This is a genomic window from Ensifer sp. ENS11 (genome assembly GCF_014851895.1).
GTDB classification, from domain to species: domain Bacteria; phylum Pseudomonadota; class Alphaproteobacteria; order Rhizobiales; family Rhizobiaceae; genus Ensifer; species Ensifer canadensis.
In genome coordinates, this window is sequence record NZ_JACVAN010000029.1 from 38408 (window position 1) to 59191 (window position 20784).

General features: G+C 60.4%; 19 protein-coding genes. 10 read left to right on the forward strand and 9 right to left on the reverse strand.

The features are described 5' to 3' along the window. Positions 1–108: 108 nt before the first annotated feature. Both IB264_RS31550 and IB264_RS31555 read left to right on the forward strand, forming a co-directional pair. Positions 109–1125, forward strand: a complete 1017-nt coding sequence (locus IB264_RS31550; RefSeq protein ID WP_192434983.1) for a Gfo/Idh/MocA family protein — start codon at positions 109–111, stop codon at positions 1123–1125. 21 nt (positions 1126–1146) lie between these two features. Further along, positions 1147–2133, forward strand: a complete 987-nt coding sequence (locus IB264_RS31555; RefSeq protein WP_192434985.1) for a LacI family DNA-binding transcriptional regulator — start codon at positions 1147–1149, stop codon at positions 2131–2133. Positions 2134–2348: 215 nt separating this feature from the next. Here the strand turns inward: IB264_RS31555 and IB264_RS31560 are convergent, their stop codons facing one another. After that, positions 2349–2525, reverse strand: coding sequence for a hypothetical protein (locus tag IB264_RS31560; RefSeq protein ID WP_158407885.1), 177 nt, complete (start codon positions 2523–2525; stop codon positions 2349–2351). 391 nt (positions 2526–2916) lie between these two features. Next, positions 2917–3720, reverse strand: coding sequence for a class I SAM-dependent methyltransferase (locus IB264_RS31565; RefSeq protein ID WP_084815484.1), 804 nt, complete (start codon positions 3718–3720; stop codon positions 2917–2919). A 105-nt stretch (positions 3721–3825) separates the two neighbouring features. Here IB264_RS31565 and IB264_RS31570 point away from each other — a divergent pair, with 105 nt between their 5' ends. From IB264_RS31570 to IB264_RS31585, 4 genes are read left to right on the forward strand one after another with little or no spacing between them, the layout of a single operon-like run. Next, a complete protein-coding gene (locus IB264_RS31570) occupies positions 3826–4959 on the forward strand; it encodes an ABC transporter substrate-binding protein (protein WP_192434987.1) in 1134 nt (377 codons plus the stop codon). A gap of 51 nt (positions 4960–5010) precedes the next feature. Beyond that, positions 5011–6156, forward strand: coding sequence for an ABC transporter substrate-binding protein (locus IB264_RS31575; RefSeq protein WP_192434989.1), 1146 nt, complete (start codon positions 5011–5013; stop codon positions 6154–6156). Further along, positions 6153–7223 carry an iron ABC transporter permease gene (locus tag IB264_RS31580; protein WP_192434991.1) on the forward strand — a complete coding sequence of 357 codons (1071 nt, stop codon included), beginning with the start codon at positions 6153–6155 and terminating at the stop codon, positions 7221–7223. The genes IB264_RS31575 and IB264_RS31580 overlap by 4 nt, the downstream gene beginning before the upstream one ends. Further along, entirely contained in the window at positions 7217–7969 is a 753-nt protein-coding gene (locus tag IB264_RS31585) for an ABC transporter ATP-binding protein (protein ID WP_192434993.1), read from the forward strand. The genes IB264_RS31580 and IB264_RS31585 overlap by 7 nt, the downstream gene beginning before the upstream one ends. 365 nt (positions 7970–8334) lie before the next feature. On the opposite strand, the gene IB264_RS31590 is transcribed toward IB264_RS31585, so the two are convergent. The 4 genes from IB264_RS31590 to IB264_RS31605 all read right to left on the reverse strand — a co-directional run bounded on the left by IB264_RS31590 (position 8335) and on the right by IB264_RS31605 (position 12192). Then, complete coding sequence (locus tag IB264_RS31590) at positions 8335–9669, reverse strand: TadE/TadG family type IV pilus assembly protein (protein WP_192434995.1); 1335 nt, start codon at positions 9667–9669, stop codon at positions 8335–8337. Between the two features lie 319 nt (positions 9670–9988). Next, positions 9989–11044: a LacI family DNA-binding transcriptional regulator gene (locus tag IB264_RS31595; RefSeq protein WP_309141682.1), complete on the reverse strand. Its 1056-nt coding sequence runs from the start codon at positions 11042–11044 to the stop codon at positions 9989–9991. After that, positions 11041–11265 (reverse strand): tautomerase family protein, encoded by a 225-nt coding sequence (locus IB264_RS31600; protein WP_084815603.1) that lies wholly within the window; start codon positions 11263–11265, stop codon positions 11041–11043. The genes IB264_RS31595 and IB264_RS31600 overlap by 4 nt, the downstream gene beginning before the upstream one ends. 15 nt (positions 11266–11280) lie before the next feature. After that, on the reverse strand, positions 11281–12192 hold the full coding sequence (locus IB264_RS31605) for an SMP-30/gluconolactonase/LRE family protein (protein WP_192434997.1): 912 nt from the start codon (positions 12190–12192) through the stop codon (positions 11281–11283). A 351-nt stretch (positions 12193–12543) separates the two neighbouring features. On the opposite strand from IB264_RS31605, the gene IB264_RS31610 reads away from it, so the two are divergent. The 4 genes from IB264_RS31610 to IB264_RS31625 all read left to right on the forward strand — a co-directional run bounded on the left by IB264_RS31610 (position 12544) and on the right by IB264_RS31625 (position 17243). Further along, the gene (locus IB264_RS31610; protein ID WP_025430852.1) at positions 12544–13668 is read left to right on the forward strand and encodes a sugar ABC transporter substrate-binding protein; all 1125 of its coding nucleotides are present in this window, start codon (positions 12544–12546) and stop codon (positions 13666–13668) included. 73 nt (positions 13669–13741) lie between these two features. Then, positions 13742–15283: a sugar ABC transporter ATP-binding protein gene (locus tag IB264_RS31615; RefSeq protein ID WP_192434999.1), complete on the forward strand. Its 1542-nt coding sequence runs from the start codon at positions 13742–13744 to the stop codon at positions 15281–15283. Continuing rightward, positions 15280–16260 carry an ABC transporter permease gene (locus IB264_RS31620; RefSeq protein ID WP_025430850.1) on the forward strand — a complete coding sequence of 327 codons (981 nt, stop codon included), beginning with the start codon at positions 15280–15282 and terminating at the stop codon, positions 16258–16260. The genes IB264_RS31615 and IB264_RS31620 overlap by 4 nt, the downstream gene beginning before the upstream one ends. Positions 16261–16271: 11 nt before the next feature. Then, positions 16272–17243, forward strand: coding sequence for an ABC transporter permease (locus IB264_RS31625; protein ID WP_210335697.1), 972 nt, complete (start codon positions 16272–16274; stop codon positions 17241–17243). 465 nt (positions 17244–17708) lie between these two features. Here IB264_RS31625 and IB264_RS31630 read toward each other — a convergent pair whose 3' ends face one another. The 3 genes from IB264_RS31630 to IB264_RS31640 form a co-directional block, all read right to left on the reverse strand. Then, a complete protein-coding gene (locus IB264_RS31630) occupies positions 17709–18008 on the reverse strand; it encodes a HigA family addiction module antitoxin (RefSeq protein ID WP_025430848.1) in 300 nt (99 codons plus the stop codon). Between the two features lie 29 nt (positions 18009–18037). Further along, positions 18038–18319 carry a type II toxin-antitoxin system RelE/ParE family toxin gene (locus IB264_RS31635; RefSeq protein ID WP_192435001.1) on the reverse strand — a complete coding sequence of 94 codons (282 nt, stop codon included), beginning with the start codon at positions 18317–18319 and terminating at the stop codon, positions 18038–18040. Between the two features lie 261 nt (positions 18320–18580). After that, a complete protein-coding gene (locus IB264_RS31640) occupies positions 18581–20110 on the reverse strand; it encodes a phospholipase D family protein (RefSeq protein WP_192435003.1) in 1530 nt (509 codons plus the stop codon). Between the last annotated feature and the right edge of the window lie 674 nt (positions 20111–20784).

Here is a 20784-nt window from a genome sequence, read left to right on the forward strand (position 1 = left end):
ATCGATTACGCATCACATTTTGTCGCCATTATTGCGATTTCTATTGTGATTTCGGCTGAGATCGTGGTAGTTCGAGTTGTGTAACCGTTTGCACAAATGGAGGAAGCCGTGCGAAACAAAGTTCGACTAGGGGTCATCGGCGCCGGCCTGAAGGCCGCTGACTACGCGCAGAGCTGGGCGCGCATGCCCGAAGTGGAATTCGTCGCCGCCGCAGATGTCAGCGCTGCATCCCGTGCCCGCCTGAGAGACATCTGTGTGAAAGCCGGACAGAGCCCGCCGCGCGAATTTGAGGACTTTCGGGAGATGCTCGCAAAGTGCCGGGACGATCTTGACGCGGTCTACATATCCACGCCTCACTCTTCCCATGGCGAGCAAGCGCTCGCCGTCATCGAGGCGCGCCTCGATCTATTTCTGGAAAAGCCGATGGTGACCACGGTCGCCGAAGCGAAGGCCTTGATCGACGCGCGCTCCCGAACCAACAACACCCTGGTCATCGCCTTCAATGGGGCGCTCTCACCCCTCGTCCGCGACACACATAAACGTGCATCCGCGGGAGAGTTTGGCGAATTGGTCAGCGTGTCGGCGTCGATATGGGAGAGCTGGCGTTCGAACTATGAGGGCCATTGGAAACAGATGCCCGAGTTGTCGGGCGGCGGCTTCATGTTCGACACCGGCGCTCACATGATGAACACGGTCTGCCTCCTGGTTGGCTCGGAATTCGAGCGCGTCTCTGCCTATATGAACAATTATGGAAAGCCGGTCGACATCACCTGCGCCGTTGCGGCCCGGTTGGAAAACGGTGCCCTGGTCACGTTCAACGCTGCTGGGGAAGGCCCAAAGGGATGCGCGTCACATATGACCCTCTTCTATTCGAAGGGAATTGTGCGCATTGACGCCTGGGGCGCTTGGCGTGAAATCGAAATCGACGGGAAACCCGTGGTGCGCGAAGTCGCCGAAGCAGCTCACCAGGAGAACCCGCTGAAGTCCTTCCTTGCCGTCCGCGCGGGACTGGAAGAAAATCCGTCCACGGTGGAAAATGGTCTTCGCTTTGCCCGGCTGTGGGATGCTATCAAGGCTTCCGCGGCCCGTAATGGCGAATCCATCCGGATCGCCGATATTGGCTAGGAAAGCCTCACCAGGACTGCGATGAACAAACGCATCACTTCCAAGCAGCTTGCGAAACTTGCCGGCGTCTCGTCGGCGACGATCTCCCGTGCGTTTTCATCGGACGCGCGTATCAGCGCGGCGACGCGAAATCGTATCCTGTCGATCGCTCAGGAACACGATTACCAGCCCAACGCTCTCGCTCGCTCGTTGAACAGCCAGCGGTCGCGCCTGGTGGCGCTGGTCGTCAATTCCATTGAAAATCCGGCGGAGGCCGAGCAGCTCCAATATTTGGTGCACCGGCTCCAGGAGAAGGAGCTGCTTCCGATCATCCTCTGCTGCGCAGGCTACGACGACCGGGCGCGATTGATGCGGATGGCCTCGGCTTATCAGGTGGACCATGTCGTTGTGTTTTCGGACATGGTCTCTTTTGACGACGCCATCCAGATTTTTCGGTCGGCCCGTCCGATCATCGTTTCGAACGAGCCTCTCGCCGACAACAACGCCTCGCTCGTCAGATTCGATGGCGCGCGCGCGGCGGAGGAAGTGGTCGACAAGGCGGTGGCGGCCGGAAAGAGCCACTTCGCCTACCTTACCGGAAGAACATCCAGCTGGATCGACAAACAGCGTAAGGCCTGGTTTGCGGACGCCCTTGGCAAGCATGGTCTCGCCTTCGTGGCGGAAGGCCACGGAGACTACGGTTACGACTCCGGCTTCAAGGAAGCGGTGGTCTTGCTCCGCCGCTCCAAAGTAGATGCAGTCGTCTGCGGAAATGACGTGATGGCAATCGGGGTCAGGGACGCCGCGACGCGAGTACTGGGCAAGCGCGTGCCGGAAGATATCGCGATCATCGGCCAAGACGGCATCGCCATGGCCTCCTGGGAGTGCCATGACCTGACCACGATGGCGCTCGACGGCACCACGTTCATCGACCACGTCGTCCGCTTGATCGAGCGTGACCAGGCGGACGAAGTGCAGCCTGAAACGGTGGTGCTTCACCTCAAGGTTCGGTGGGGATCGACCTGCTGACCCGGCTGAGGTCATGATGTCGCCGACGCAGGCGCATAGGATGCCCGCCTGGTCCGGTGCAGATGGTTAGGAATTTAAATTAGTCGACGTCTTGCTTTAAATCAGACGGGATATCCTTGATCGTGACGAAGAACCCGGCCGGTTCCTGCTGACTGGATCTGCTAACCTCGCGTCGGTGCCAGCTATTGCAGATTCCCTTGCTGGACGCATGGCAGTCATTTCCCTGCTAACTGCAGGAAGCCGTCGGGGATCGCTTTATCCGTGGCCTGGTGCTTCACGATCATGATCGCGTGACGCCGTTCGGAGAGAGGTTGCACGCCGCGCCGCCATCGGTTCTCCGGTCGATGTAAGAAGAACGGAAATCGTCGCGCGGCATGCTGCGGAATCGCCAATCCGGAAACTCCTCCCGGAGGCCGCAAAAGGTTGGAAGTCTGCCGTTCGTTTCGAACGATGGGAGGAGCGAGATGGGCCGATTCTCGACATTCATCGCGCGGCGCGCAAGCTGTGGCTTTCGATCCACAGCGGTCGTTCATTGTAAATGCGCGAGCCAGTTTAGCACGGCGATTCGATTGCCCGCTCCGTTCTATGGCGGAGTTGTCGTCTGCCGGGCCTCGCTTTCCGGCAGCCGCACGGGCTTGGAGAGTTTCGCCAGCGCATCCACCCTTGCGCAGTGCGGAAAGCCAGCTGCAACTAACTGTCCCAGTCGGGCGTCACTACTCTCGAATCTGAGATAGCACTGAGTCAGTGCGACGGGCCGCCCGGAGGTTGGGGCCATGTGCGGCCTTACCGCTTCCTCGCGCAGATTGCATAACGATGCTGGCATTGTCTGGCCAGGCCCTTGAAGAAATTCCAGTTCCTAGCCTGCGTGCGATGGATCTCGCGGAGGTCCCTGTCAAGCTCTATGTCGACGAAGCCGGCCTTGCCAAGCAGGTTGGCGACGTCATCGGCCCGCGCACCGGCGGAGAAGTGCACGCGCGAGAGAATGCTGCGATGGGTCGCCATCATTTGCAATGTTCCACTCGGCGCTTCTGCCGTGAGGAACCCCAAGCGCTGACCCCAGGTGCTGAGTTTCGAAAACAGCCGTTCGAGCGCACTTGTATTGACGAAGTCCCCGTCGACTATCAGCAGCGTACCGCCGGGCCTCAGGACGCGCTGCCATTCCACAAAGGCTGCTGCGGGATCGACGAGCGTCCACACCAGATGTCGGGTAACGACCACATCGTAGTAGCCATCGGGCTCCATGGTGTTTTCGGCGTCGCCGAGCCCGAAGCGGATGGCGCGACCGCGCTTGCGTGCCTTCTCGCGGGCGCGCTCGAGCATCGGTTCGGCCCAGTCGAGGCCTTGGACCTTGAAGCCGAGATCGTCGAGCAGATGCGAGATGACGCCCGTTCCGCTTGCGAGATCCAGGGCAGCGCGGCCGCCGCCCGGTCCGAGGTGCTTGAGAAACAGCCTATGCCATGCCGCACGCTCTTCCTCCGAGAAGATCTCGTGGCCCGGGGAATGATCGAAGGTTGCGGCCCGCTCCGACCAGTAGGCCTTGATTTCATCCCTCAGGTTGTAGTTCTGCCGATCTAGGGTGTCGCTCATGCTGGTGCTGCTCGTCTCTGTTTGGAGGCGTTCTAAAAGATAAATGTTGACTAATAAAGTCATGAAACATTAGATCGCGTCGATTTTCCCAGCGGAGCAAAAACAATGCGGCTTTTCAACAGGGTGGCTGCGGCCGCCACGGGACTTTGCGTGCTTTTTTCAACGACAGCCTTCGCTGATGTCGTGAAATTGAAAGACGTCACCGGCCGCGATGTCGAGGTCAATGTACCGGTCGAGCATGTGATCCTTGGTGAGGGGCGCCAGATCTACTTCCTCGGAGCGCTCGACCGCGATGCGCCGTTCAAGCGTGTCGTCGGCTGGCGCGACGACTTGGCGAAAGCCGATCCGGAAAGCTATGCCGCCTATCTCGCCGAATATCCTGACATCGCCGAGCTACCGACTTTCGGTGGCATGAAGGATGGTAGCTTCGATATTGAGCAGGCGGTGGCGCTGAAGCCGGATGTCGTCCTGATGAATATCGACGCCAAGACGGCGACGGAAGAGGCGGGCTATATCGAGAAGCTCGCGAAGGTCGGCATCCCGCTCGTCTACGTCGATTTCCGCGAGAGGCCGATGGAAAATACCGAACCGAGCATGCGGCTGATGGGCAAGCTGCTCGGCAAGGAAGAAAAGGCTGAAGAATTCATCAAGTTCCGCGTCGAGAACATCGCCAAGGTGACTGACGCTCTGGCAAAGGCGAACCCGAAGAAGCCGCTCGTCTTCGTCGAGCGGGCCGGCGGCTATTCCGACGATTGCTGCATGTCCTTCGGCAACGAGAATTTCGGCAAGATGGTCGAGTTTGCCGGTGGCGTGAACATGGCCAAGGACATCATCCCCGGCACCTTCGGCACCGTCAACCCGGAGCAGATCATCGCCGCCAACCCCGATCAGATCATCATTACTGGTGGCAATTGGCAGGGCTATGTGCCGGGCGGCAACTGGGTCGGCGTCGGCTACGGCGCCGATAAAAAAGAGGCCGCGCGCAAGCTGGAAAATCTGACCAAGCGGCCGGCCTTCACCGGCGTCAAGGCGGTCAAGGACGGCAACGTGCATGCCATCTGGCACCAGTTCTACAACAACCCCTATCAGTTCGTCGCGATCCAGCAGATTGCCAAGTGGCTGCACCCGGATCTCTTCGCTGACCTCGATCCGGAGGCGACCTTTACGGAGTTGCACGAGCGTTTCCTGCCGCTTCCCTACAAAAGCGGGTACTTCGTCTCGCTGAACGTCAGCCAATAAATGCATTGGCGGCCGGCGGACGGGAGGCCCCAAGCGCCGCGATCGAAAGGAATGAGAATGTCGATCTTCAGGAAAATCGCTGTTGCGCTGTTTGCCGCGATCATGCTGGCGGCGGTGCCAGTGGGCGCGGCGGAAATCGTCGATGTCACCGGCCGCCGGGTCGAAATCGCCTTGCCCGCCAAGCGCATATTGCTGGGCGAGGCCCGGCAGATCCATGTGGCCGGGGCGCTGAAAGGCGAGCATGTCTTCGATACGATCGTCGGCTGGCGCGACGATCTGCTGAAGAAGGATCCGGACTCCTACGCGGCCTATGTCGAGCGCTTCCCCGAGATCGAGAAGCTACCGCGCTTCGGCTATATCCCGTCGGGCGATTTCAGTCTGGAAGCAGCGATCGCGCTCCAGCCGGATGTGCTGACGCTGAACCTCGAGGCACAGAAGGCGGTCGAGGAATCGGGCTTCATCGAAAAGGCTGCGGCTGCCGGAATTGCCGTCGTCTATCTCGATTTCCGCGTCGATCCGGCCGCAAATAGCGAGAAATCCGTTGAAATCCTTGGCCAACTCTTTGGCGCCGAGGCGAAGGCGCGCGAATTCATCGAATATCGCAATGCTCAGATCGCACTGGTGACGGACCGCCTGAAGAAGGCCGGCGCGATCACGCGTCCGAAAGTCTTCATCGAGCGCTCTCCCGGCATTACCGGTGATGTCGTCTGCTGCCGAACTTTCGGCCCCGCAAACTTCGGCGAGATGGTGGAGAAGGCCGGCGGCCACAACATCGGCTCCGACGTCATCAAGGGCACCTTCGGCGACCTCAATCCCGAGCAGCTCATCGTCAGCGATCCCGATCATGTCATCATCACCGGCAGCAACTGGTCGGCGGAATCCGATCTCAACCAGTTCGTCAGCGTCGGCCGCGACGCCGATGCGGCCGCAGCACAGGAGCGCCTGCGCGGCCTGATGCAGCGCCCGGGCTTCCCAGGTCTGAAGGCGGTGAAAGAGGGCAATGTGCATGCGGCCTGGCATCAGTTCTACGGCGCGCCCTACGAGTTCGTGCCGATCCAGCAATTCGCCAAATGGTTCCATCCGGAGCTTTTCGCCGACATCGATCCGGACCGAACCTACCGCGAGTTTCACGAGAAGTTCCTGCCTGTGACCTATCGCCCAGGCTACTTCGTCTCACTTCCGAAGGATGGTGAATGATGGTTGCCGTGACTGACGCGATCCCTGGAATCGAAGGGCGAGAGCGCTATCGCGCCCTCGTTGTGCGCCGTCTGCTGTTGATCTTCTGTCTGCTCGGCGCGCTCTTTGCCTCGGTTGCAATCGACATGGCGCTCGGCCCCGCGAACTATCCGCTCGCCGACGTGCTGACGGCGCTGTTTCGCCCGGAGACGGTGAGCGACCAACTCCGGGTGGTGATCTGGGACATTCGCATGCCGATCGCCCTGATGGCGGTGACGGTCGGCGCCTCGCTGTCAGTCGCCGGCGCGCAGATGCAAACGATTCTGGCCAATCCGCTGGCAAGCCCCTTCACGCTTGGAATATCCGCAGCGGCAGGCTTCGGCGCGGCCCTCGGCCTCGTTGCCGGGGTCGCGATCTTTCCCATCGCGGTCCAATACATGGTGCCGATCAACGCCTTCCTGATGGCGATGGTCGCGGCGCTCTTCATCCACTTCGCCTCCACCATGCGTGGCGTCACGGTCGAAACCATCGTGCTTCTCGGCATCGCACTCGTCTTCACCTTCAACGCCGCGCTGTCGCTGCTCGAATATCTTGCCTCCGAACAGGCACTCGCCGCCGTCGTGTTCTGGACGATGGGCAGCCTCACCAAGGCGACTTGGCCGAAGGTCTGGATCACCGGCGCCGTGCTCCTTTTCGCCGTTCCGCTCTTTGCCCGTCACGCCTGGGCGCTGACGGCACTTCGGCTCGGTGACGACAAGGCGGCGAGCTTCGGCATCAATGTCCGCCGCCTGCGACTCGAAGCGATGATGACGGTGAGCCTGCTTGCGGCGATCCCGGTCTCCTTCGTCGGCACCATCGGCTTCGTTGGTCTCGTCGGGCCGCATATCGCCCGCATGCTGGTCGGCGAGGATCAGCGTTTCTTCCTGCCGGCCTCCGTGCTGTGCGGCGCGCTTTTGCTTTCGGTCACCTCGGTCGTCAGCAAGATGCTGATCCCAGGCGCGGTGTTGCCGATCGGCGTCATCACCGCGCTCGTCGGCGTGCCCTTCTTCTTCGTGCTGATTTTCACTAACAGGAGGCGCGCATGGTAAGCCTGACGCTGGAAAAGGTCGGGGCGAACTACGGCCGGCGCACGGTGCTGTCGGACGTCAATACTGGGATGTTGCGCGGAGGCGGCCTGACGGCGGTGATCGGCCCGAATGCTGCCGGTAAGTCGACGCTGTTCAAGCGCATTGCGGGCCTGACGTCAGGTCCTGGCACCGTCCGTTTGTCCGACGCGGCCAAAGGGCCTGAAGGCATCTGTTACATGCCGCAGGATACCGGTGCCAACGCCGTACTCACCGTCTACGAGTCGGTGCTCCTCTCGGCCAAGCAGGGCTCCGGCTGGAAGGTGAAGGACGGCGAGCTCGCCGAGATCGACCGGGTGCTTGGCGAGCTCCGGATAGCTGATCTCGCCTTTCGCGGCCTCGGCGAACTCTCAGGCGGCCAGCGTCAACTGGTCTCCATTGCTCAAGCCCTGGTGCGCAGACCGGAAGTGCTGCTGATGGACGAGCCGACCTCGGCGCTTGATCTCTTCCGGCAAATCGAGGTGCTCGGCTTCATGAAGCGCCTGTCGGCGCAGTCGGGAATGGCGGTGCTGATCGCGCTGCACGATCTGAACCATGCGCTGCGCTATTGCGACGACACGATCGTCATCAGTGATGGTTCGGTCGTGGCGAGCGGCCGAACCCATGAGGTCATCACCGCGGATATGCTGCGCTCGGTCTACCGTGTGGAGGCCCGTGTCGAAGCCTGCTCGATGGGCCGCCCAGTCGTCATTGTCGATGGGTCTCTCTGAAGGCGACGAATACGGCAGCCGCACGGCGCCGTCGTTCGCTAGACCGAACGGCTCGGCCGCCTAGTCTTAATAAACGATATGGCAATTTTGTTAAATAACGCAGTCGCTTGTTTAACAGGGGCCTTGGTTCGAATCGCCAAGACGGGAGATGATCCCGCGATCAGGTTTGCCAGTCGAGTCCGATAACCTCCGCATCGCTCCCATAACAAGCAAGGGGAACGATATGTCTCATATCATGATGAACCGCCGAGGGTAACCGGGTGGCAAACGGGTGCCCTCCTAGCCTCACCGCTAGACCGAACATCAAGGCTGTCGGAGCGGGTGCCCGAGGGAGCGTTGCTCCTGGCTGCAAATCATTTGGCTCGCTATCGGGCCAGACGGATCGCACCCGGGTTGTTGATGGTGTTGTTCGCGAGCGCCGCCTTGCAATCCAGCTTGAAGCTGCTGTTGCCGATCATCGTGATTTCCTGCGCGACGATGCGTACGCATTCGCCGCCGGTGGAGCCATTGCCGGCATACTGGATCTCACGTGACGCCGGCATGTAGATGATGCCCGCAAGCGACGAGGCGCTGTTGCCGTTGATCACGGCCGTCTCCGTGTTGTTCCTGGCGGCAACGATCGAGAAACCTGCCCAGTCACCGGTCAGCGACGGCGTGATCTTGAAGGTCGAGCCGCCGTGAATGTCGAGTTGGGCACCGTTCATCAGGAAGAAGGTGACGCCCTCACCCGTGAGCACCGACTGGCTGGCAAGTTTCAGAGTGCCGCCATCGATGATGTAGGAGCCCGGCCGCAGAAGGACCTCGCCCTTGATCTCCAAGCCGCCGTAGGTGCCGGGCTTCAGTTCGACAGTGTAGCCGGCGGGTGCGTTGTTCGGTGTCTTGCTCGTACCGTTGCAGTCGCCATTGCCGCCACCGCCGGCCACGAAGTTCTGTCCGCATCCGGAGAGGTTCACCCAGCTCCCGGTCGTCGGCATTTTCTTGAACCGGAAGGGGTCTGGGATCGGTGGAACACCTTCCACCGCCTTGCCGCAGGCGAGCTCGAGATGGGCAAGCGTCGCCGAAACCTTGCCCGTTGCATAAAGACACTCTGCCTTGAGAGTAGCCGACCCACTGAGATAGATCGACTGTGCGTCGCTCGAATCCGACGTGATGGTACAGCCGGAGGTATCGACAGTGGCACTGCCGCTCACTTCGAACGCCCGGGATGCGGTCGGGTGGAGTGCCAGAATGCAGGCTTCCCGCCCCGGCATGCGCGCCGCGACGCTTTCGCGATCGATCGTATAGGGTTGGAGTCCCCAGAACAGCGGAGCGTATTTGAGCTCATAGGTCGTCGTCGCCGTGCTTTCGACGCCGAGGGTGCCAAAAGTAACCTTGATCGCCTGCGTTGCCACCGGCGTCGAACTGCCCAACCCGATCTCGTCGATAATCTCTGGTATGCCGAAATTGGCGAAGAAGATGTTGTTCGCCAGGTCCTTCGCTTTGGCTTCATCCTCCCCTTCGCCATAGGACTTGACCGCGGAAAAGGCGGCCGCATCGAGCGCGTCCTGCATCTTGGCGGATTCGAGATTGATGCGGGCGAGATTGATGGCGATGGAAGCGCCCGTGAACAACGGGATTATCAGCAGAGCAGTCATGACGGCAAAGTTGCCGTTTTCGTCCTTAAGGATGCGGACGAGGTTGTTCTTCAGATCGCTTAGCATCTTGTTTGTTGCCCCCTCAACAGATCACGACGACTTCGGATGCGGCCAGCTGGCTACGTCCCCTCCTTGCGCTCCAAAACAGATTGCTAATGTAGCTATCAATCGTAGAGGAATAGCTTCAGAAATTGTTAAACTTTGTGGCATCCGCGCTGTGCGGGGGGAATCCACAGCGGAAACGGGCGGGTGCCTGCCCGTGCTGCCGCCCTGGGTATCGTTGGGGCCGCTCTGCGGCGGTGTTTGTTTCCGATTTGTGCGTCTGGGATCGCATAATGTATCATCTGGATTGTGCGCTGCGGCCGATCCTTGAGAATGTGCCGTTTCATCGCGCCGTACTTTCGCGAACCTGAAGCTCGAAGCCCAAGTCGACGACCGGCGATTCAATTGGCCGGCCGGCAAGTCGATCCAACACCATCTGCACCGAGCGGCGGCCGATTTCATAGCGCGGCGTGCGTACGCTGGTGAGCGACGGATAGGCGACGTGCATCATGTCGAGATCGTTGAAGCCGCAGATTGCCATGCTGTGCGGCACGGCGATGCCCGCCCGCTGGCATTCGAACAGCACGCCCATGGCAAGGTCATCATTGTTGCAGAAGACCGCGTCAAGATCGGCGACCTTGGCAAGCGCATCGGCCAGGAGCGGCCCGCCGAGCGATACGCGTGAAGGCGTCAGCGTGGTGGTTACCAGCTTGGGATCAAAGAGCTGAGCGGTCTCCAGAGCCGAGCGGTAACCGGCGAGGCGACGCTGCGAGCGAGGATCCATTCGCGCGCCGATGAAGCCTATGCGGCGATATCCAGCCTCGATCAGATGGTTGGTCGCCGCCTTGCCGCCATCGAAGTGGGAGAACCCGACCAGCATATCGACCGGATCGTCGCCATACTCCATGATCTGCACGATAGGGCAATCCGCGCTCTCGAGCAGTTTGCGGGTCGTTTCGGTCTGGTCGATACCGGACACGATCAGCGCCGATGGCCGCTGGCTCAAAAACATCCGGATCAGCCGTTCCTCTTCCCGGGGCGAGTAGTGGGTATTGCCCATCTGTATCTGCAACGGACCGTCGCCGAGCTCGTCATAGATGCCTCTCACCGTGTCGGCGAAGACGATGTTTGTCAGTGATGGCACGAGAACACCGATCACGTCGGCTCGGGAGGAGGCGAGCGCGCGCGCATTGGGGTCGGGCGCATAGCCGAGCTGGATCACCGCCGTATCGATCTCCGCGCGCAGTTCGGCCGAAACCAGCGACGGATCGCGTAGCGCGCGCGACACGGTAATCGCGGCGACCCCTGCCAGCTTTGCGACGTCGGCTATGGTTGGCCTCCCACTGCCGCGTCGGCTTGCCTTCCGGCTCTGGTCTTTGGAAGTGATGTCGTCCTTCACGTCGACTCCTGCTGGCTGCGTGAGCGCAGGGTCCCGACATCGGTGCGGCCGACATACCAGTTCCTTGCGTCCACCTCATCGAAGACGACGGAGATTTCGCGCTCGGACAATCCGGTTGCCTCGGCAATCGCCGCAGTGACCTGGCTGCTGATTGCCGCCTTCTTGGCCGCAGGATCGTCGGCGAGGGTCTCGCGCACGATGGTGATCCGCACGAACGGCATGGCTGGCCTCCTGCCTCAGTCGAGTCTTGCGCCGTTGACCATCAGCCGAACGGCATAAAGCGAACTGGTCGCGCAGATGTAGAGGATGTTTCGCTTAGGCCCGCCGAACACGCAATTGGCGGTGTTTTCCGGCACTCTCACCTTGCCGAGCAAGGTGCCGTCCGGGTGGTAGCAATGGATGCCGTCGCGGGCGCTTGTCCAGATCCGCCCTTCGTCGTCCAGGCGGAACCCGTCAAAGAGGCCTACGGTGCAATCGGCAAGGACCCGCCCGCCCGATATCGCGCCCGCCTCGTTCACATCGAAGACGCGCATATGCGCAGGAAGGTCGGGCCCGTGCGTCCGGCCGGTGTCGACGACGTAGAGCTTTTTTTCATCAAGCGAAAAGGCGAGGCCATTCGGCCGCACCATGTCGGTAATGACGGCCGCAACCGCGCCCGTCGCCGGGTCGACACGATAGACGTGGCAGGCGCCGATTTCGCTTTCGGCCTTGTGGCCCTCGTAATCGGACTCGATGCCGTAGGCGGGATCGGTGAACCAGATCGACCCGTCTGATCGCACGACGACGTCGTTCGGCGAGTTGAGCCGCTTGCCGTTCCAGCGATCGGCGACGGTGGTGATGCTCCCGTCATGTTCGGTGCGGCTGACACTGCGGCCACCGTGCTCACAGGTTACCAGACGGCCATGCCGGTCGGTGGTATTGCCGTTCGCGAAGTTCGACGGTTGGCGAAAGATGCTCACATGCCCGTCGGTTTCGTCATAACGCAGCATCCGGTCATTGGGGATATCCGACCAGACCAGATAGCGCCCGGCGGCGAAATAGGCCGGCCCTTCAGCCCAGCGACACCCCGTATAGAGCTGTTCCACTCGGGCGCTGTGGTTGACCAGGTTGGCAAAGCGCTGGTCTACGATCTCGAAATCCTCGGCCATGGGTACCCTCATGCGGCAACGATCGCACTCTGACTGCTGATCGCATGATAGCGCTATCATCACGGAAGGGAATAGCCTTCCTGCATCGGTGTCGACCGTCGCCGAATTTCACTTGAAAATTGGGAAGTTCGGTTCTCGGCAATCCGCAAATGTTACTTTACAATTTTTTGTGGTAGCGCTACCTAATTAAGAGACAGCGGTGTTTTCGGGAGGAGACCAGAGCGCCTCGTCAATGGTGAAAGCAGGCATCCAGCGTGCCGGTGCCAGAGAAGTTCGTGCCGTTCCGGGGGAAGGAGTTCCCTCTCGAACCGGAGAACAAAATCAGTGGCGCGCCAAAGGGAGGAAATGTCGATGGTGAAGTCACTCGCTGGCGGCATCGTTGCTGCCACTGCCTTTTTCATGTTGGGATCGGCCGCCTACGCAGAGCCGGAAGTGGTTTCAGGGCCCGCGGCGGAGCCGGAATGTTTCGCGCCCTGGTCGGCAGACACCAAATTCTTCAAGTTTCCGAAAAAGGACGGCCCATACCGCATCGCTCTTGCGAACGGCTACATTGCCAACACCTGGCGTATCCAGATGGTGCAGACAGCCAAGGCCTATGCCGCTCAGCCCGACGTCGCGGCCAAGCTGAAGGAGTTCAAGGTCGTATCGACGGGTGAGGACGTGCCCGCCCAAATCTCGGCGATCAACAACTTTATCGATTCCGGCTATGACGCCATCGTCGTCAACGCCCAGAACCCGACGGCATTCGCGCCCGTCATCAAGCGGGCGAAGGAAGCCGGCGTGGTGCTGGTTGCCTTCGACAACACCCTTGACACCGAGGACGCGATCAACGTGAACGTCGACCAGAAGGGGCTCGGCGGACTGTGGGGCCAATGGCTCGTCAAACATCTGCCGAATGGCGGCAAGGTACTCGAGGTGCGCGGTGTGGCCGGAACTTCGGTCGACACCGACCGGCACGATGGGATCCATGAGAAACTCCAGGCGTCGGGCAAGAACTTCGAGGTCGTCGAGGTCATGGGAAAGTGGGATGACGGGGTGGCCCAGAAGGTGACGGCGGATGCGATCGCCACCAGCGGTCCCTTTGACGGCATTACCGGTCAGGGCGGCGATACCGGCATCGTCCAGGCGATGATCGACGCCAAACATCCGTTCGTGCCGTTTGGCGGCGAAACCGAAAACGGGTTTCGCAAGTTCTGCGCAGCACATGCCGCCGACGGCCTGAAATGCTCGTCGGCTGGAACCGGACCCGCACAGGTGGCCGTTGCTATCAAGACGGCGATCGCCGCGCTCGAGGGACAGGTGGTGCCGCAGTCGGTCAAGTTGCCGTTGGCCATTGTCGAAGATCCGAATTTCAAGGAGGGCCAGGATTACTTCCAGTCCGAATCCGACAATTTCTTCGTCGGTAATTCCTTCCCTACCTGCGGGATCAATTTCTCCGCCCAGGAGATCATGAAGCAGAGCAAGGAAAACCAGTAGGTCGATCAGGAACGGGCATCGCACAGCCAGCCGTGCGGTGCCCGTCGTCCGTAACGGTTTCCCGGAGAGCGCAATGGAAAATGGCGGACCGCTCTTTTGCATGGAGGGGATATCGAAGCGCTATGGTGGGGTTCGCGCGCTTGAAAATGCCGCGCTGTCGGTCAGGGCAGGGGCCATCCACGCCGTACTCGGCGAGAACGGCGCCGGAAAGTCGACGCTCATCAAGATCATGGCCGGCGTCGTGGCTGCGGACGAGGGCCAGATGACGCTCGACGGACAGCCGGTGACATTCGCTTCGCCGGCTGCCGCCAACGCCGCCGGGATCGCCTGCGTCTTCCAGGAGTTGTCGTTGATCCCAGAACTCAGCGTTGCCGACAATATCGTCATTTCCAATCCACCGACGCGGTTCGGCATGATCGACCGCAAGGCCCAGAGGCGCCTGGCAGAGGAGGCGCTGGCGCGCGCCGGTGCCGTCGACATCCATCCTCTGGCTCTGGTCAAGGATCTGCCGCTGTCGCGCAAGCAGATCGTCGAGATTGCCAAGGCGCTGGCCCGCAAGCCGCGCATCCTCATCCTCGACGAGGCGACATCGGCGCTGACTGCGGCCGACGTTTCGAAGGTTTTTGCAGTGCTGAAGCGATTGCGTGCGGAAGGGCTGGCGCTTGTCTACATCTCGCATCGAATGAACGAGATTGCGGAACTTGCGGACGACTGCACGGTGTTTCGCAACGGCAGCAAGGTCGCGAGCTACGCGGCGGGCTCCAAGAGTGACGGCGAAGTCATCGAGATGATGATCGGCCGTGAGTATCACAGCGTCTACCCTCCTAAGCCGGGCCGGCTTGCACAAACTGCGCCAGTGCTTGAAACACGAAATCTGTCCTGGGCGGACCGGCTCCACGACATCTCGTTTTCGCTCCGCTCGGGCGAAATCGTCGGTCTTGGCGGGTTGGACGGGCAGGGGCAGCGTGATCTCCTTCTAGCGCTGTTCGGGGTCCTGCGCGGGCTGCACGGCACGGTCCTCGTCGACGGCAGCCCGATCAGCATCAGCAGCCCCGCGCAGGCGCGCCGGCACGGTATCGGCATGGCGCTCATCCCGGAGGACCGTAAGACCGAGGGGCTGATGCTGCCGATGACGGTGCGCGACAATCTCTCGCTTGCGTCGCTCGACCGGCTGACGCGCGGCGGGATCATCGACAGCGCGAAAGAGGAGAGCGCCATCAATCAGATGATGACGCTGCTCGCCATCAAGGCGGGGAATATTGACGCGCCCGTCGGCGCCCTTTCGGGCGGCAACCAGCAGAAGGTCGTCATCGCGAAATGGCTGATGCGGCAGCCACGCATCGTCCTCCTCAACGATCCGACACGCGGCATCGACGTTGGAACCAAGCAGGAGATCTATCTGCTCTTGCGGCGCCTGGCTGACGCGGGCGCGGGCATCCTGTTCTATTCGACCGACTATGCCGAGCTCATCGGCTGCTGCGACCGGGTCCTCGTGCTTTATGACGGGGCGGTGAAGCGGGAACTGGTGGGAGCTGAGATAACGGAGCGCGCCCTGATCGCGAGCGCGCTTAACATCCCGTCCGCGGAACCATTCCATCAGGAGCCCGCGCAATGAACGACTGGCAGTATCGACTGGCCGAGCACCGGGGCACGCTGACTGCGGTTGCGATCTTCGTGGTGATGTTCATCATCTACACGGCGAACCATCCGGCTGGTTTCACAGCCAACGTTATTCAGACGGCTGCCAACAAGGGGGTGCTGCTCGCCTTTGTCGCGATGGCCCAAACCATGGTGGTGATAACCGCGGGCATTGACCTCTCCGTCGGCATGATCTTCCTTCTCACCAACTGCCTGGCCTCATGGTTGGTCGTGGGCTCGCCGCTCGAAACGACCTTCGGCGTCGTTATCGTCCTGGCCGTCGGGGCTGTGTGCGGCGCGATCAATGGAGCCATCGTCATATATGGGCGGCTGCAGCCGATCGTGGCGACGATTGCGACGGGGGCGATCTATTTCGGTGTCGCCCTGTTGCTGCGACCTTTTCCGGGAGGTTCCGTTAACGAGGGTCTGGCGGATGCCCTGACGGGACGGATATTCGGAGTCGTCCCGGCGAGCCTCGCGGCACTCGCGGCGGTGGTTGTGCTGATATGGGTGCCCTTCAGCCGGTCGGTCTATGGCCGGGCGGCCTATGCCGTCGGTTCTTCCGAAACGGCGGCCTACATGTCTGGCATGCCGATCCGGCGCGGCAAGCTGCTTGCCTATACGCTTTCGGGCCTGGTGGCCGCCCTCGGCGGGCTGTTTCTCACTTTTTTCACGTATACCGGTGACGCGGCTTTCGCCAGCGGTAACGCCTACACGCTGTTCTCGATTGCCGCAGTGGTGCTGGGGGGCGTTTCGCTGTTCGGCGGCAAGGGCAGCGCCATCGGTGCCGTCTTTGGTGCGCTGGCGTTCCGCACGATCGGTGACCTTTTGTTCGTTTTCGATCTCGACCCGCTCTGGCAACCGCTGTTCCAGGGGCTGATCCTGCTTGCGGCCATCAGCCTCGGCGCTCTGGCCCTTTTCCGGGTGCGCAATAGATTGGAGTGGTTCCTGTGAGCGAGACGGCGATGACGCACGTAAACGGACGCAAGCCGAACTTCCTGCGCAAACTCGATCCGGCGGTGGTCACCGCGTTCGGCTGCATCCTGCTGCTGCTTGTCCTTGGCAGCTTCTATTCGCGCAGCTTCCTGTCACCGGAGTATCTGCTGCAGCAATTGAAGGTGGCATCCTTCCTCGGCATCATCGCCACCGGCATGATGCTTGTCATCCTGCTCGGGCAGATCGACCTTTCCGTACCGTGGACCGTTGCAACGGGCGCTATGATGGCCTGCGCGGCTGCCGCCTACGGTCCGGTCGGCACTGCTCTTGCCATCCCTTTCGGAATCCTTTGCGGGATCGGCATCGGGCTCGTCAACGGCGTCGGGGTGGCATATCTGCGCATACCCTCGATGATCGTGACGCTGGCGACGAATGCCGTCGCTCAAGGGGTGATGGTGGTCTACACAGGCGGGTTCTCGCCGCAGGATTCCGCCACCGCGGCCATGCGCTATCTCTCCACCGGCGCCTTGATGCCCGGCATCCCGAATGTCGTCTTCATCTGGGGGCTGGTCGGCACGGCGATGGTCTTCCTGCTGCGCCGGACGGGCTTCGGGCGGGCCGTCTACGGCATAGGCAATCGCGAACGGGCGGCCTATCTTTCAGGGATCAATACCCGCCGCATCGTGATGATCGCCTTCGCCGCCTCGGGCGGGCTCTCGGCCTTCGGCGGCGTCCTGCTGGCAGGCTATGCTTCCAAGGCCTCGCAATCGATGGGCGATGCCTATCTGCTTCCTGCCATAGCGGCTGTTGTTCTTGGCGGAACCTCGATCCTGGGCGGCCGGGGATCCTATCTCGGCACTGTCGCCGGCGTCATCCTCATCACACTCCTGCAGTCAATCCTCTCCGTCACGCAGATGCCAGAGGCCGGGCGCCAGATCATCTACGGCGTGATGATCATACTCATGCTCCTGCTCTATGGTCGTGCGCCAGCCAGCCGTTAAGCTTGCGGATAAGAGAGGAAGCGCCACACGCATCCATCTGGCTTCTCGCCAGGACGCCAGACGATCCGGCAATGGGCTCGAAAGGCCAACCCGCGGGTTGGATGATACATGGGCCGTCAAAGCCTTTCGCCGGTCTTCACCTCGCTCTATTTCGGATCGTACGGACCTGCCGTCCACCAGGCGCTCGCGGCAGAAACGTCACGGAAGGATCTACCCTCGGCGACCTGTCCTCGTGGGTCGTGCCGCAAACGATTGACACGCGCGAGGCCGGGTACCTGTTGGAAGAGCAACTGTGAAGGCCGCAGAAGGATGGAGGCGCTGCCGGAGCGAGCGAAGCGGGCCCTTCATATGTTTTGCTTGGACGGCGAACACTCTCCGAGATCAAAGTCAGCACAACCGGACCGAACGAACGGCCAGATCGCATAATGTATCAAGTGGAGTATGCCGTGCTGGGGCAGGGCCCGGCTATGCTGCTCTATCGATTTCCGGGATCAACTCCAGTTCGCCATGAAGCGCTATTTCCTCTGTCTTGAGGTTGAAGCTGGTCTGCATGTTCATCCAAAATTCCGGCGTTGTGCGGAAATACTTGGCGAGACGCAGAGCGGTGTCCGTCGTTATCGGTGTTTGCTCCGCCGCTATACGCTCGATGCGAGTGCGAGGGACATTGAGCTTTTTCGCCAGTGAACCGGCGCTCATGTTCAGCGGAAGTAGGTACTCCTCGCGGAGGATTTCGCCCGGATGGACCGGAGGAAGGATATGGGTCATCTCAAGCTCCTGTGTGCCACGATTGGCCATCAATGGTAGTCAACTATTTCGACGCCTTCGATACCGGCATCTGTCCATACAAAACATATGCGCCACTGATCATTGATCCGGATCGAATGTTGGCCTTCCCTATCGCCCTTAAGGGCTTCAAGTCGATTTCCCGGAGGGGAACGCAGGTCGTCCAGAGCAGCAGCGCTGTTCAGGATCGTCAATTTACGAACGGCTGACCTCACGATGTCTGAAGGAAAGCCTTTTGGGGCTTTGCCGCGCGCAACAGTTTCGGTTTTGGCATCCTTAAATGACCTGATCACGTCCCGCTCTTCATGCTTGTATCATATGGTGATACTGGTGAAAGTCAATCAATATGTATCATCGTACGATACAGATTCGCAATCGCGATCCTGTTTAAGCCATCCGAAGGTGCCGATCCTCGGTTTGATTCCTCTCAAGAGCAGAGACTCGATGGTCGGGGCTCTCCGGCCAAAGCGGAATAGGAGCCCCAGATTTTCTTAGGACGGTTTTGCCCCTGCCAACGCTCGGCCTAATACCGGCGCGCCCACGTCGCGAAAACCTCAGAGCTGCGAGCCGATAGGGAGAATCGCATAAAATCCCGCCACGAATTGATCCCAGGGCGAACCCGTCGGCTCATGATAATAGATCCGCTGCGTCCCGTCCGGCTCGGTCTCCGTCCACGAGATCCGCTTGTCCTTGTTCAGCCTTACGGCAAAGGTTTCTTCTCTTAAAACGCCTCTTAGGGCATTCGACGTCTTCCTGGTAAATTCAGGCGAGTCGATCAGAATGCCCATCTCCGTATTGATATTCACCGACCGCGGGTCCCAGTTGAACGAGCCGACGAACAGGTAACGATCGTCGATGGTAAACGCCTTGGCATGCAGACCCGATCGCGATTCACCCCAATTGACGCCGCGCCGCGCTTCTTGATCTGCGTCAGGCCGAAGTTCGTAGAGGTGGACTCCACCTTCCAGCAGAGCCCGCCGGTCCTTTGCATAATGCGCATAGACTGGTTTCACGTCGTTCGATGCCAGCGAATTGGTTACAACCAACACCTCGACGCCCCGCGCCTCAAGTTCCCGCAACCACTCTGTGCCGCGTTTGCCTGGCACGAAATATGCAGAGATGATCTCAATCTTTGATGTCGCATCGGCGAAATACTTTGACAGTTGAGAGGCAAGAATCTCTTCTTCGTTGTCTTCACCGGCCGCTTTTGAAGGGGGGTCCGAGTACATTTTGGCGGGAACCCACGCGAGCTTCAGCGTCGATGGCGTTAGATTCTGCTTCGCAGCCGCACGCACCACGCTGGCATATTCCGTCTCTCGGGCATCCCCGATGATCTCGTCAAGGCGATCGCGCGCTTCGTCGAGACTGAACCCCTCTGGTTCGCCAACGACGGAGCGCGCAGGCACTGCAAACTTGCTGTTCCAGTACTCATCAAAGTTTGTCGAGACTTCATCGACAACGGGTCCAGCAACCAGCACATCGAGATCCGAATAGTTCAATTCCCTCTTGGCCAGGAAATACTCATCGCCGATATTGCGGCCACCGACGATCGACATGGCATTATCGGCGGTCATCGACTTGTTGTGCATCCGGCGGTTGATCCGCTTGAAGTCGGTGAGGACGGCCGCGACAAGGCTCTGATCCCGCCAGAACGGGTTAAAAAGCCGGATTTCGATGTTTTTATGCGAGTCTAGAGCCGCGGTCACGGCGTCATAGCCCTTAGTGTCCATGTCATCGAGCAATAGCCGCACCCGCACACCCCGATCCGCGGCTTGCAGCAAGCTCCACGCAAAGATTTTTCCGGTAGGATCATTGTGCAGAAGGTAATACTGCGCATCGATCGTCTGTTCGGCGGCCGCTGCAAGCGCCAAGCGCGCCGCCAGCGCTTCTTCTCCGTTGCCTATCAGCCTGACCCCGGAGCGACCGTCCCTAGGATCACCAAGCCTTTGGACAGCTTGTGTCAGCCGCGTGCTTGTCGGCTGCGCGGGCGAATATGACGGTGTTTGCTTGAATGTTCGCACGGTGTGAGAACAGGCGGCGAGAAGGAACAAGGAAAGCCCTGCGGCCAGGATCAACGATCTCATACTACGCCCCAGCCAGAATGCTCCACGCCACCGTCCCTTCGCGGTTCGCAAAGCTAGACTTTGGCTGCGTCGCGCACTTTGTCGCTACTACAGACATGCTCTCACGTTTTGAGATTGAGCACCATTCCCGGAGTGATATCGTCCACCAAACCTCATTGTCGCTCTGGGCCGGAAGCTGCCAAGGAGCCGCTTTCGCTTCGCGCTATTAGCGGTCATCGCAGATCTTGATCGATCTCTTCACTCATCGCCGTGGCAGCGCTGACGCCTGGTAGTCAGGCTCATAGCTCAGGATGACGCGGTCCACCGCATTCATGAGTTCCTGAATGTCGACCCGCTCCCTTCAATCTGCTGCAGCCTGTTAGTCAAGGCGGCCCGCTTCTACTCCAACTCGTACGCTACACTCATTCGAGGCTCCGTTTTCCCCCGGAAACAGGGTAGTCGCGATGCCATCTTAGGTCTGGTGGTTTTGGCTACCTAATGCCGGACATTTTCGGCTAGGAAGCTGCGATAGCCGGAATCGGCTAGGTCGCAGTGCGGCTTCCGTGCCGGCCCAGGTCGCCGAGGCCTTACCGCCAAAGCCCAAGCTGAGCCAAGTGGCTGAGCCAAACTACGATTGACGCGCAATCGGAGGGCAATTGTGGTTGCACGCCCTAGAGTTTCGCCGTTGCTAATTC

Coding starts and splice junctions, on each gene's coding strand:
- IB264_RS31615 (WP_192434999.1), top strand. CDS start 13,742: ATGGAAAATGGCGGACCGCTCTTTTGCATGGAGGGGATATCGAAGCGC.
- IB264_RS31580 (WP_192434991.1), top strand. CDS start 6,153: ATGATGGTTGCCGTGACTGACGCGATCCCTGGAATCGAAGGGCGAGAG.
- IB264_RS31565 (WP_084815484.1), bottom strand. CDS start 3,720: ATGAGCGACACCCTAGATCGGCAGAACTACAACCTGAGGGATGAAATC.
- IB264_RS31640 (WP_192435003.1), bottom strand. CDS start 20,110: ATGAGATCGTTGATCCTGGCCGCAGGGCTTTCCTTGTTCCTTCTCGCC.
- IB264_RS31625 (WP_210335697.1), top strand. CDS start 16,272: ATGACGCACGTAAACGGACGCAAGCCGAACTTCCTGCGCAAACTCGAT.
- IB264_RS31620 (WP_025430850.1), top strand. CDS start 15,280: ATGAACGACTGGCAGTATCGACTGGCCGAGCACCGGGGCACGCTGACT.
- IB264_RS31610 (WP_025430852.1), top strand. CDS start 12,544: ATGGTGAAGTCACTCGCTGGCGGCATCGTTGCTGCCACTGCCTTTTTC.
- IB264_RS31555 (WP_192434985.1), top strand. CDS start 1,147: ATGAACAAACGCATCACTTCCAAGCAGCTTGCGAAACTTGCCGGCGTC.
- IB264_RS31585 (WP_192434993.1), top strand. CDS start 7,217: ATGGTAAGCCTGACGCTGGAAAAGGTCGGGGCGAACTACGGCCGGCGC.
- IB264_RS31605 (WP_192434997.1), bottom strand. CDS start 12,192: ATGGCCGAGGATTTCGAGATCGTAGACCAGCGCTTTGCCAACCTGGTC.
- IB264_RS31600 (WP_084815603.1), bottom strand. CDS start 11,265: ATGCCGTTCGTGCGGATCACCATCGTGCGCGAGACCCTCGCCGACGAT.
- IB264_RS31630 (WP_025430848.1), bottom strand. CDS start 18,008: ATGACCCATATCCTTCCTCCGGTCCATCCGGGCGAAATCCTCCGCGAG.
- IB264_RS31570 (WP_192434987.1), top strand. CDS start 3,826: ATGCGGCTTTTCAACAGGGTGGCTGCGGCCGCCACGGGACTTTGCGTG.
- IB264_RS31590 (WP_192434995.1), bottom strand. CDS start 9,669: ATGCTAAGCGATCTGAAGAACAACCTCGTCCGCATCCTTAAGGACGAA.
- IB264_RS31575 (WP_192434989.1), top strand. CDS start 5,011: ATGAGAATGTCGATCTTCAGGAAAATCGCTGTTGCGCTGTTTGCCGCG.